Source organism: Desulfuromonadales bacterium (assembly GCA_035620395.1).
Taxonomy (GTDB): domain Bacteria; phylum Desulfobacterota; class Desulfuromonadia; order Desulfuromonadales; family DASPGW01; genus DASPGW01.
Genome location: DASPGW010000081.1, coordinates 1 through 11,762, shown reverse-complemented (window position 1 = coordinate 11,762; position 11,762 = coordinate 1). Strand labels below are relative to the sequence as shown.

Annotated in this window: 14 protein-coding genes and 1 tRNA gene; 9 read left to right on the top strand and 6 right to left on the bottom strand. The window is 61.2% G+C overall.

What is annotated here, in order from left to right; all coding sequences use genetic code 11:
- Positions 1-175: 175 nt before the first annotated feature.
- The 3 genes from VD811_04730 (at position 176) to VD811_04720 (ending at position 1,693) form a co-directional block, all read left to right on the top strand.
- Positions 176-709: an RT0821/Lpp0805 family surface protein gene (locus VD811_04730; protein HXV20285.1), complete on the top strand. Its 534-nt coding sequence runs from the start codon at positions 176-178 to the stop codon at positions 707-709.
- 148 nt (positions 710-857) lie between these two features.
- Positions 858-1,247, top strand: coding sequence for a hypothetical protein (locus VD811_04725; protein ID HXV20284.1), 390 nt, complete (start codon positions 858-860; stop codon positions 1,245-1,247).
- Positions 1,248-1,309: 62 nt separating this feature from the next.
- Positions 1,310-1,693 carry an HIT family protein gene (locus VD811_04720; GenBank protein ID HXV20283.1) on the top strand — a complete coding sequence of 128 codons (384 nt, stop codon included), beginning with the start codon at positions 1,310-1,312 and terminating at the stop codon, positions 1,691-1,693.
- 172 nt (positions 1,694-1,865) lie between these two features.
- On the opposite strand, the gene VD811_04715 is transcribed toward VD811_04720, so the two are convergent.
- Positions 1,866-2,366, bottom strand: a complete 501-nt coding sequence (locus VD811_04715; protein ID HXV20282.1) for a Slp family lipoprotein — start codon at positions 2,364-2,366, stop codon at positions 1,866-1,868.
- 180 nt (positions 2,367-2,546) lie between these two features.
- Here VD811_04715 and VD811_04710 point away from each other — a divergent pair, with 180 nt between their 5' ends.
- From VD811_04710 to VD811_04700, 3 genes are read left to right on the top strand one after another with little or no spacing between them, the layout of a single operon-like run.
- Complete coding sequence (locus tag VD811_04710; protein HXV20281.1) at positions 2,547-2,789, top strand: hypothetical protein; 243 nt, start codon at positions 2,547-2,549, stop codon at positions 2,787-2,789.
- Complete coding sequence (mltB, locus tag VD811_04705; GenBank protein ID HXV20280.1) at positions 2,773-3,858, top strand: lytic murein transglycosylase B; 1,086 nt, start codon at positions 2,773-2,775, stop codon at positions 3,856-3,858. Before VD811_04710 ends, mltB begins: the two co-directional genes overlap by 17 nt.
- Positions 3,855-4,253, top strand: a complete 399-nt coding sequence (locus VD811_04700; GenBank protein HXV20279.1) for a HEPN domain-containing protein — start codon at positions 3,855-3,857, stop codon at positions 4,251-4,253. The genes mltB and VD811_04700 overlap by 4 nt, the downstream gene beginning before the upstream one ends.
- A gap of 109 nt (positions 4,254-4,362) precedes the next feature.
- Here the strand turns inward: VD811_04700 and VD811_04695 are convergent.
- The 5 genes from VD811_04695 to gap form a co-directional block, all read right to left on the bottom strand.
- Positions 4,363-4,449: transfer RNA gene (locus tag VD811_04695), tRNA-Leu, on the bottom strand.
- A gap of 123 nt (positions 4,450-4,572) precedes the next feature.
- On the bottom strand, positions 4,573-4,959 hold the full coding sequence (gene secG, locus VD811_04690) for a preprotein translocase subunit SecG (protein ID HXV20278.1): 387 nt from the start codon (positions 4,957-4,959) through the stop codon (positions 4,573-4,575).
- 85 nt (positions 4,960-5,044) lie between these two features.
- Positions 5,045-5,803: a triose-phosphate isomerase gene (gene tpiA, locus VD811_04685; protein ID HXV20277.1), complete on the bottom strand. Its 759-nt coding sequence runs from the start codon at positions 5,801-5,803 to the stop codon at positions 5,045-5,047.
- A 109-nt stretch (positions 5,804-5,912) separates the two neighbouring features.
- Positions 5,913-7,106, bottom strand: coding sequence for a phosphoglycerate kinase (locus VD811_04680; GenBank protein HXV20276.1), 1,194 nt, complete (start codon positions 7,104-7,106; stop codon positions 5,913-5,915).
- A gap of 76 nt (positions 7,107-7,182) precedes the next feature.
- Complete coding sequence (gene gap / locus VD811_04675; protein HXV20275.1) at positions 7,183-8,184, bottom strand: type I glyceraldehyde-3-phosphate dehydrogenase; 1,002 nt, start codon at positions 8,182-8,184, stop codon at positions 7,183-7,185.
- Positions 8,185-8,534: 350 nt separating this feature from the next.
- On the opposite strand from gap, the gene VD811_04670 reads away from it, so the two are divergent.
- The 3 genes from VD811_04670 to VD811_04660 all read left to right on the top strand — a co-directional run.
- Positions 8,535-10,616, top strand: a complete 2,082-nt coding sequence (locus VD811_04670) for an ATP-binding protein (protein ID HXV20274.1) — start codon at positions 8,535-8,537, stop codon at positions 10,614-10,616.
- A gap of 53 nt (positions 10,617-10,669) precedes the next feature.
- Positions 10,670-11,452: an MBL fold metallo-hydrolase gene (locus VD811_04665; GenBank protein ID HXV20273.1), complete on the top strand. Its 783-nt coding sequence runs from the start codon at positions 10,670-10,672 to the stop codon at positions 11,450-11,452.
- A 111-nt stretch (positions 11,453-11,563) separates the two neighbouring features.
- Positions 11,564-11,762: adenylosuccinate lyase (locus VD811_04660; GenBank protein ID HXV20272.1), on the top strand; the 199-nt coding region annotated here is incomplete at its 3' end.

Here is an 11,762-nt window from a genome sequence, read left to right as displayed (position 1 = left end):
GTCCAAGGTCAGAGTTCAGAATCCATTGGTCTTAATCAGTCACGCATTGCGAGTCGCCTTTTCTACCCTCCCCCATAAAGGCTCCGGTCTTGAAGCCATCGTCTTTGCTATAATATAAGTATAAGAGAGACCGACGAAACTTTCGGCGAGACGAATCAACCGGGGGAGGGAAGCCATGAAACGGATAGCCTTCATGCTCGGAGTATTGGTGTGGGCCGTGTTTGGTTACTCCGCAGCCGTTGCCCAGGATGCCCTCCAGAACGCCCTGGAATACAACCGCACCAACCAGGCCTCGACGTGGGTGAACCCCGACACCGGCGCTTCCGGGACGGTGGTCCCGGTCCGTACCTACCAAAGCGCCGTGGGTCAGCCGTGCCGCGAATATCAGCAGACCATCATCATCGGCGGCAGGGAAGAGCGGGGGTACGGGACCGCCTGTCGGCAACCGGACGGCACGTGGCGCACCGTTGCCACGCAGCGAGCCGCGACGGCGCCGGTCGAGCGGCGCACTACCGTCTATGTGCGCGAAGCCCCGAGGTCTTATTATTATCCCTACTACCCCTATGGCTACTACCCTTACCGCTACTACCCGTACGGTTACTACGCGCCCTGGGGATACGGGTATCCCTACTGGTACCCCTTCAACTTCTCCCTCAACCTCGGCTTCCTGTTCCACAGTGGACATCATTACGGCAGGCATCATCACTGAAGCGGGATGTAAATGACCCAGGTTCAAGGTCGAGGGTCCAAGGTCCATGAGACCGAAGGGTGGCTAGCATCGCGCAGAATTTTATTTTGCCGGTTCCGGGGGCCGTGATATAAACTCACGAAATCAGGTTTTCTTGTGTGGGGAGCGTATGACCCAAGTTCCGACCTTTCAGGATTTCCGGAAAATCGTGCAGGAGACTCCCGGCCTTTGCGATCAGGGCCTGCTGCAGAGGAAAAGCCAGCCAGAACTCGAGGACTCCAAGGACCTTCTGCTGAGTGAAGGGTTTGCCGCCTTTGTTGCCTCCTGCAAATGGCTGAGTGTCCGCCAGTTCAACAAGACCGTTCAGCGCAACGCATGGAGCAGCTACGGCCTTAAGGAATTTGTCGAAAGGGAATACGGGATCTACGTCCCCAACGGGGCCTTCATTGCGGCGGTTCTTTATATTGGTGCCCCCTATCGGCCGTTCTCCGATTCTCCCAACCTGTTGGTAGGCATCGCCAGGGGGTCCTTGCCACCCCTGAATCCGGTCCGGACGTGAGCCGGGGGAGCTTGGGCTTTATCCTCCCTTGCATGCCGTCAAAGACGGTTTAGACTTGGTCCATGGCCAGGAACGAATGCCCTTTCTGCTCCCCTGAAACCCTCTCCCGCGCCGTCGCCTACCATGGAACGGTCTTCGCCGTCGACGACAAATTCCCCGTCACTCCCGGTCACCTGCTGATCATCCCCCGCCGCCATATCGCCGACTGCTTCGCCATGAACGAAGCCGAGCGGCGCGACGCCGAAACGCTGCTCTTTCTGCTGCGCGAGCGCACCCTGGCCGGCGACCCCCGCGTCACCGGGTTCAACGTCGGCATCAACTGCGGCCCGAGCGCCGGCCAGACGATCTCGCACGCTCATATTCACCTCATCCCCAGACGCAACGGCGACATGTCCGACCCGCGCGGCGGCGTGCGGGGAGTGATCCCGGCGCGGCAAAAATACTAATTCAAAATCCCTGGTCCAAGGTCGATAATCAAATCCATTTTATCCGCAGATGGCGCAGATGGACGCAGATTAAGGCTTACAGCAAAAAACGAACTGGTATTGGAATCAAGATTTTATCTGCGTAAATCTGCGGATGAAAGAAGACTTTTTTCATCCAGCGAGACCCGCCCGCTTAGTGAATCACTCCGATCCCGATACCGATGCCGAAATGGACGGGTGACGAACCGGGATACTCCGTCGGATCCCACAGATGGAGTTCATGCACGGTCAGCACGGGGTAGAGATAATCCACCTCGCCGAGGCGCCCGCTCATCTGCCCTGCCACCTTCCCGACCAGCGTGACCAGTCGCCCCGGGTAGTAAATGGCCGGATCGCGAAAGGTGCTGTCCCGGGCGATGAAACGGCCGTCGGAGTGGTCAGTGGAAGTGATCCGGCCGCGGTAGCTGGTCGGAAACTGCACCACCTCCAGTTCGCTGCCGCCGCTGTCGCTGCCGCGTACCGCGGCGATCGCGCCGCCGAGGAGCAGATAGCGTCCGACGTGACGGTCAGGGTCCCGGCGCACCTCTACGAAAGTAATCCCGGGGTCGACCAGGTTCAGCGACTGTTTGCTGACGGGCGGGGTACACGCCGCAGTGCCGAGCAGCATGGCGAAAATCAGGCAGAAAAGACGCATTGCTGACCTCCCTTTCTTGGTGATCGTACCTGATTTAACTATATAGGATGTATTTCCCCGGCAGCAAGCGGCGTGACGACCACCCCCTGTTCAAGACCTGTCTTCTTCTGTTATTGTGTTGGGGGTAGCCGCGGTCAACAGTTGACCCCGGCGAGGCATCGCCAAAAAGGAGAATGAAGAGTGTTTGCCGAGGAAAAGATATCCCTGGACTGCCCGTATTGCGGCGAAGGGATCTACGAGACATTGAGCTGGTTCAAGAGGACGTATTTCACCTGCCCGGCCTGTCAGAAAGGCCTGGCCGCCGGCCAGTTTGCCGCCCTCATCGCCGACATCGAGGCGGCGCTGGATGCGCGGATCGAAGAAGAGGTGAAGGGAGTGCCGGGAAGGAGCTGCTGTCGTGAAAAGCATGCTGCTGTCGAGTAGCCGGATGCGGCGTGCCCGACTGCCGATCTTCGTGTGGCTGATCGGAGCAGTGCTGGGCGCCTCTGTCGCCTGGGCAGACTACAGCAACCACCCGCGCGCGGCCGAATTGCTGAGGCAGCTCGAAGAGCGCCACGGCTTCACCTCTGCGGAACTCGACGGAGTGCGCGCTGCACTGGCCGGTGCCCAGCGCCTGCCGCAACTGGTCGTGGCCGAACAGACCGCGGCCGAACGCACCCTGACGTGGACTCGCTACCGTCCCCTGCACATCACTGCCGCCCAGATCGACAACGGGGTGCGCTTTCTGCGGGAAAACGCGCAGTGGCTGGCGCGCGCCGAAACCGAGTATGGGGTGTCGCCTCACGTTATTACCGCCATCCTCGGCGTAGAGACCCGCTACGGTGTTCATTCCGGCCGCCACCGGACGCTGGATGCCCTGGCCACTCAGGGCTTCGACCATCCCCGGCGGGCTGCCTACTTCTTCGGCGAGCTGGCGCAGTTTTTCGTGCTCTGCCGCGACCAGGGGCTCGACCCGGCAGAAATCCGCGGTTCCTATGCCGGGGCAATAAGCTTTGCCCAGTTCATGCCCGGTAACTACCGTTGGCTGGGGGTGGATTTCGACGGCGACGGCCGGGTCAACCTGTGGACCGTGCCGGATGCCATCGGCTCGGTGGCCAACTATCTGGTACGCTTCCGGCCCGAGGTCGCCTGGCGCCGCGGCGAGCCGGTGGTGCTGCCCTTGCGCCGCTTCCAGGTGCGCGCCGAGCGGGTGAGTTTCAACAAGCGGCGGCCCGACACCACCTTGGCGCAACTGGCGAAACTTGGCGCCGTGCCGATGCGAAAGGCGCCAGGCCACCTGCGCGCCGGTCTGCTCAAGCTGCCGCGCGACCAGGGCCAGGAGTATTGGATAGCGCTGACCAATTTCTATTCGATCATGAGCTACAATCCGAGCGTCTTCTATGCCATGGCGGTGACGCAGTTGGCCGAAGAGATCGAGCGCGCGGACGCCGCCACGCCGGCCGCTGTCGAAGAGCTTTCCGCCGAAGAGCGAGCGGTGCGAGTTGATCCGTGAGAGAGGAAACCCGCCTGTGGCTGGATTACGCCGATGAGAATTTCGAAATCGCCCGGCTGGCCCTGGAGCGCGGCTACCTCAACGCCTGTCTGCAGAACACCTTCCAGACCGTGGAAAAAGCGCTGAAAGCCCTTCTGCTGGAAAGGCGCGGGGCGGCGCCGGCAACCTCCAGCATCCGGGAACTCGGACGGCTGGTTGCTGCGGAAGCAATCCCCTTCGCAATCACCGATGAAGAGGGCGCCTTGCTCGATTCCATCGACCTTCCCTCCAGATACCCGACCCTTGGTGTGCCGCCGGCGGCAGCCGCCGACTGGAAGGTCTGCATCGACTGTGTGCGTATCGCCGACCGCATCCTGACTGACCTTCGCAACCGTCTGTCGGCCTCGCCAGAATGACGGATTGTCCCTTCTGCGCTCGGAAGTTGCTGAGATTCTCCTCGCCGCCGGACATCCGGAAAAGCAGAAGGGCCGTAATCGAAACGATTACGGCCCTTGTTTATTGCGTTGGTGCGGTCGGGGAGACTCGAACTCCCACTCCCTAACGGGAACTAGCCCCTCAAGCTAGCGTGTCTACCAATTCCACCACGACCGCATGCAGTTTTTCCGGGATTCGAACACCCCGCGCCGCTCTCTTCAGCGGCCTCGCCATATCGGCGAACGGAGAGTATTTATACTGATTCGGGCTCTCCCTGTCAACAGCAAATGGCGGACGAAATTATTTTTTTTCGCCCTCGGCGGGAACCTGCGCCGGAGCATTTTCCGCGGCTGGAGCGGGAGCCGCCTGCTCGGCAGGAGCCGGTGCCATCGGGGCAGGAGCGGTCGACAGCGGGGCCTGGGTGGGAACAGTGGCAGGCATCACGCTCGAGGAGCCCGGCTGGCCGTAGAAATAAGCCAGAATGAGGCTGGTCAGCATGAAGATGACCGCCGCGCCGGTGGTGAGACGGCTCATGAAGTTTTTGCCGCCGGTAGCGCCGAAAACGGTCTGGCTGGAGCCGGAGCCGAAGGAGGCACCGATCTCCGCGCCTTTGCCGGCCTGCAGCAGTACGATGATGATCAGGGCGATACAGACAAGGACATGCAGGATAATGAGAAAAACCGTCATGGTACCAATGGGCTCCTTGATCTTTGGCTGGGTTGAAACCGTGAAACACTAGCACAGATGTGCTTTTCGTGCCAAGAGAAAACATTCACGAACGGCGGAAGCGGGCAATGCGGATGAAATCCGCCGCTTTCAGGCTGGCGCCGCCGACCAGGGTGCCGTCGATGTCTGGCATGGCCATGAGGCCGTCGACATTGTCCGGCTTGACGCTGCCGCCGTAGATGATGCGGGTCGTCTCTGCCGTCTTCTCCCCGAACTGGTCCTGTAGCAGGCCGCGGATGAAGGCGTGCGCCTCTTGTGCCTGTTCGTCGGAAGCGGTCTTGCCGGTGCCGATGGCCCAGACCGGTTCGTAAGCGACGACCACGCTCGCCATGGCGGCGGCGTCGAGGTCCTTCAACCCTTCGGTCACCTGCTGCCGGAGAATTTCGAACATGCGGCCACTCTCCCGCTCATCGAGCGTCTCGCCGATACAGAAGATGGCCATCAGCCCCTCGGCTATCAGCGCCTTGACCTTGGCGTTGATGAAGACGTCCGTCTCGCCGAAAATCTGGCGACGTTCCGAGTGGCCGACGATCACCTGCCGGCAGCCGACGTCCTTGATGAGGGGAGGGGAGACTTCGCCGGTGAAGGCGCCGCTTTTCGCCGGGTAGCAATTCTGCGCTGCCACCGTGAGGTTGCTGCCGGCCACGGCCTCGGCGACCGGGGCCAGGGCGGTGAAGACCGGCGCGACGACGATGTCGGCATCGACGATACCGGCCAGTTCGACCTTGAGGGTGTTGACCAGTTCGAGGGCCTCGACGACCGTCTTGTGCAGCTTCCAGTTGCCGGCGATGAAGGGGCGACGCATGTTGACCTCCTGTCGAAAGCGGTGAAAGGTCCGAGGCTAGAGGCCCGAGGCGCGAGGTTCGAGGTCGGGCATTTCCTCGTGCCTTTTGTCTCGTGCCCCGTGCCTGGGTTTAATTCCTGTCCGTCAATGCCGCGATGCCGGGCAGTTCCTTGCCCTCGAGAAATTCGAGAGAGGCGCCGCCGCCGGTGGAGATGTGGGTCATGCGGTCGTCAAGGCCCGACTGGTTGACGGCCGCCACCGAGTCGCCGCCGCCGATGATCGACAGGGCGTCGGAGTCGGCGAGGGCGCGGGCGACGGCGAAGGTCCCTTGAGCGAAGGCGGGGAATTCGAAGACCCCCATCGGGCCGTTCCAGACGACTGTGCCGGCCTTCTTGAGGAGTCCGGCGAACAGCTCCGCCGTCTGCGGGCCGATATCGAGTCCCATCCAGTCGGCCGGAAAATTGGCGTTGGTGCAGACCCGGTGCTCGGCGTCGGCCTTGAATTCCCGGGCGATCACATGATCCTGCGGCAGCAGCAGGCTGACGCCGCGCTGCGCGGCCTTGGCCAGGAGTTCTCCGGCCAGTTCGATCTTGTCCGCTTCGACCAGCGACTTGCCGATTTCGTGCCCCTGTGCCTTGAGGAAGGTATAGGCCATGCCGCCGCCGATGACCAGCGCGTCGACCTTGGCGAGGAGGTTTTCGATGACCAGGATCTTGTCGCTGACCTTGGCGCCGCCGAGGACGGCGACGAAGGGGCGTTTCGGCGTCGCCAGTGCCCCGCCCAGGTAGCGGATCTCCTTCTCCATCAGGAACCCTGCTACCGCCGGCGACAGCAGTCTGGCCACTCCTTCCGTGGAGGCATGAGCGCGGTGCGCGGTGCCGAAGGCATCGTTCACGTAGAGATCGGCGAGGGAGGCGAGCTGCCGGCAGAAGGCCGGCTCGTTCTTCTCCTCCCCGGCATGGAAACGCACGTTCTCCAGCAGCAGGATGTCGCCGTTTCGCAGGCCGGAGGCCAGTTGTTCGACTTCCGGGCCGATGCAGTCCGGGGCCATCGTTACGGGTGTGCCGAGCAGCTTCGAGAGGTGCGGTGCCACCGGCGCCAGACTGTATTTGGGATTGGGCGCCGCCTTGGGGCGGCCGAGGTGCGAGGCGAGAATCAGCCGGCCGCCCTGGTCGATGATGTGGCGCAGGGTCGGCAGCGAGGCAGCGATGCGGGTGTCGTCGGTAATCCGCCCCTGGTCGTCGAGGGGAACATTGAAATCGACCCGGCAGAAAACCCTTTTTCCCTGGAGATCCAGATCCTTGACGGTCATTTTCTCATGCATGGCGTTCACTCTCCTCTAGGCTGAAAGCAAAGGGCAGGACCCTGTGATCCTGCCCTCAATCAGGACATGTAAACTGTTATTTCCTGGCCACGTACCGGACCAGATCGAGCAGTCGGTTGGAGTAGCCCCATTCGTTGTCATACCAGGAGATGACCTTGACCATATTGCCGCCGATGACGTTGGTAGTCAGGGCGTCGATGATCGAGGAAGCGGGATTGCCGTTGAAGTCGCGCGACACCAGGGGGGCATCGCAGTATTCGAGGATCCCTTTGAGCGAACCCTCAGCGGCTGCCTTCAGGGCGGCATTGACCTCCTCGACGGTGGTCTGCTTCTCGGTTTCGACGACCAGGTCGATCAGCGAGACGTTGGGCGTTGGCACGCGCACCGCCATGCCGTCGAGCTTGCCCTTGAGCTGCGGCAGCACCAGGCCGGCAGCTTTGGCCGCCCCGGTGGTGGTGGGGATCATCGACAGGCAGGCGGCCCGGCCCCGGCGCAGGTCCTTGTGCGGCAGGTCGAGGATCTGCTGGTCGTTGGTGTACGAATGGACGGTGGTCATCAGTCCCTTGACGATGCCGAACTTCTCCAGCAGCACTTTGGCCACCGGGGCGAGGCAGTTGGTCGTGCACGAGGCGTTGGAGACGACCTGGTGGATGGCCGGGTCGTAGTTCGCCTCGTTGACCCCCATGCAGATGGTGATGTCGGCGTTTTTGCCGGGGGCGCTGAGGATGACCCTGGGTGCCCCGGCCAGGCGGTGTTTTTCGGCGTCCTCGCGATTGGTGAAGTGGCCGGTCGATTCGACGGCGATGTCGATGCCGCACTGCTTCCAGGGCAGAGCGGCAGGATCTCTCTCCTTGAACACCTGGATCGTTCTGCCGTCGACGACCAGTGAATCGCCGTCGGCGCAGACTTCAGCAGCGAAGATGCCGTGCACCGAATCGTACTTGAGCAGATGGGCAAGGGTAGCGGCATCGGTCAGGTCGTTGATGGCCACGATTTCGATGTCAGGAATTCCGCGCGCCGCACGAAAGAAATTACGTCCGATTCGACCGAATCCGTTGATCGCAACTTTGGCCGCCATTGAGTCATCTCCTCCGCCCGAAGGGAATGTGGGAAATACCCGCACTGAATGAATGAACACCCCTGAATTCCTCAGGGTTTCGTGGTCCGGAATGATAACGAATCGGTTCCGGAGCGTCAACCCTTTTTCAGGAAAAGAGGGAAAGGGCTGTTGCCCTTTTGCAGGTGATGTGCTATCTAAATGCGGTTGTCGTCAGGATGGGGCCGGCCGGGTCAATCGGAAAAAGCCATGGCTTCGCGTCGCTGTCGTGACAGACTACAGTATAATGGGCAGAAATCAACCGGCAGGGCAGATCCCTGCCGTACCCGTGAAGAGAGTCCCCCTCTTTGGTGCTAACGGCTCGCAAACGGATGAAAGCCACCCTGGAAAAGCGGATACTGATATTCGCCTTTCTGCTCCTGACATTGGCCATTGCGGTCAATACTGGGTTGAATATCGAGGGGTTCCGTCGCGATTATCGTGACGGCATCATCCTGCGCAGCCAGAGCCTGGCGTCCGGGTTGCGGATGGCTGTAGAGAACGTCCTGGGCCTCGGCATTCCCCTCGCCGACATGGAGGGAATCAACGTCCGCTGCCAGGAGATCGTCAGAACCGATCCCGAAATCAGCTATGCCCTCATCGAAGACGCGATGGGGACTCCTCTCTATTCCAGCGACCCTTCCTTTCATCTGACCAACAGTATCGAGTTCGTCTCCACTGTCAACCGATCGACCGCCATTCTGAACTTCCCGGGACTGGGGCGCTATTACGACGTTTCCGAACCGATACACACCGCCGATGGCCGCCTCGCCGGGCGGATCCGCATCGGTTTTCCTGAAACCGTTCTCGACGAGCGTACGACCAAGGCTTTCCAGCGTTCGGTCATGATTCTGGGCGTTGCCTTTCTGATTGTCTTCACTCTGGTTGTCCTGTTCACCAGGCGGGACCTGATCGGGCCGATTTCCCGACTCAGTTCGATTGCCCGCGAGATCGCCGGGGGTAATTTCAGGGTGGCCGTGCCGCCGATGACGACCCGGGATTTCAACGAGCTGGGCGCGGCCCTGCAGGAGATGGCCAATTCGTTGCAGGATCGAGAAGAAAAGCTTCAGCTCGGTTATCGCGAACTCGAGGAAACCAACAAGGAGTTGCAGGACTCCTATGAGCGCCAGGAGAAGATCAGCGCCGAGTTGGGGCGCAGCCGTGAAATGTACCGTTCACTGCTCGAGGACGCCAGCGACGCCATTCTGGTCAGTGACGAGGAAGATCGCCTGGTGCTGATCAACAAGGCCGGCGAGTCGTTTTTCGGCATCAGCCGGGAGCAGGTGGAAGGACGCAACCTGTTCTCCGTCCTGGAGTCGCTTGGCATCGAAGACCTGGAGGGGCAGTACGACATGCATCTGCGGGTCCTGCAGGGGGAATCGCAGGAGGCGGAAATCCATTTTTTGCATCCGACGGATCATCGGCGCGTCATCGGTTGGGTACGCGGTTCGCCGGTGCTCGGCCGGGACGGCAAGCGCATGGTTCAGTCCATCATCCGCGACGTCACCCGCGAACGGGAGATCAAGGAGAACCTGGAAAAGAGCACCCGGGAACTGGAGCGCCTCAACCAGATGAAGGACTCTTTCCTGGGCGTGGCCTCGCATGAGCTCAAAACGCCGCTGACGGTGATCATCGGTTACTCCGAGCTCATTCTCGGCGAGATGTCCTCCAGGGTGGACAGTACGGTGCTGACCATGGCGCAATATATTGCCGACGCGGCCGAACGGCTCTCCAACATCGTCCGCGACATGATCGACGTGTCCATGCTCGACAGCCGCCGTCTGCGCCTGCGCCGGCGGCGGATGGACCTCAACGAGGTGATCCGCAAGGCGGTCAAGGAGCTCGAGTTCTTTTTCTCCCAGCGCAAGCAGTCCCTGGTGCTCGACCTGGGGGCGGGACTGCCGGCCCTGAAGTGTGATCCCGACCGTCTGACCCAGGTCATCAGCAACGTGGTCGGCAACGCCATCAAATTCACGCCGGACGGCGGGACGGTCAGTGTCTCGACCCGTCTGGCCCAGATCCTGCGGCCACCGTTGGCGGAAGAACCCGTTACGGCAACGCAGGTGCGACAGATTGACAGTGTCCAGCACCCTTACCTGGAAATCGTCATTCGCGATACGGGAATCGGGATTTCCGAAGAAGATCAGCTCCACGTCTTCGAAAAATTTTACGAGGCGGGAAACATCGAGGAGCATTTCACCGGCAAGGTCGCCTTCAAGGGGAAGGGGACCGGCCTTGGACTCACTATCGTCAAAGGGATCATCGATATGCACTGCGGTGAAATATGGGTGGAGAGTCCGGGTTTCGATCCCAATGGGTATCCTGGCAGCGAATTCCATATTCTGTTGCCTCTGCACCCAGCGGTCGCCGCGAATGCAGAAGTCGTCGAGGGTGAAGAACCGCTTTTCCCTTGAACGGCCAGGGGAATTCCGGTATATAGACTGCGCCCGAGGGGGGCTGGAGGAATGTGTTGCGGGTTTGTCTGCTGGCCAGCGGGAGCAAGGGGAACGCCGTTTATGTCGAAAGCCGGGATACCCGCCTGCTGATCGATGCAGGCCTTTCGGCCCGGGAATTGAAGTCCCGTCTGACCTTGATCGGCGCGGATGGAGCGGGACTCGACGCACTGCTGGTGACCCACGAGCACAGTGACCACTGCCGGGGTCTGGGACCGCTGGCGAGAAGCTGCCGGTTGCCGGTCTTCGTGCACGTCGACACTCGCCGGGCGTTGCCCGACCCGGGGCGGCTGGATGACCTGCGGGAGTTCGACGACACCGTGGCTTTCGCCTGGCGCGACCTGAAGATCGAACCCTTTCCCATCACCCATGACGCCGTGGCTCCGGTCGGCTACACGATCGAGTCGGCCGAGGGGAAAATAGGCATCGCCACCGATCTCGGGATTGCCACCCGGCTGGTGGCGGAGCGCCTCAAGGGGTGCCGGGTGCTGATCCTCGAGGCCAATCACGACGAGGAAATGCTGCGGGACGGCCCCTATCCCTGGCATCTGAAGCAGAGGATCCGCTCCAATCATGGACACCTCTCCAACACCGCCTCGGCGCAGCTTCTTCAGGAACTCCTCTGGGAAGGCCTCGAGGCTGTTTTTCTGGCGCATCTGAGCGAGGCCAACAACCAGCCGGGATTGGCCGAGTCCTGTGCCAGGGAAGTTCTGGCCCGGCAAAATCTCTGCCAGCCGCAGCTCATCCTGGGTTGCCAGGCCCATCCCAGTACCTGTTTCGCCACGGGGAATGCGTGATTGGCAATTGGTGATTGGCAAAACTAAAGGCAATGACCCTTGACCTTGGACTTTGGCCCCGGGACTCGGGACCAGCATATAAGTTGATGTTGAAAAAGGGAGCTTGAACCGATGATCGAACGCTATACCCGCAAGGAAATGGCCCGCATCTGGGAACCGGAAAACAGGTTCCGGATCTGGCTGGAAATAGAAACCCTGGCCTGCGAGGCACAGGCCGAGCTCGGTGTGATCCCGAAAGAGGCGGTGCAAACCATCCGCGCGAAGGGGAACTTCGACATTGCCCGGATCGACGCCATCGAGGCCGAGGTCA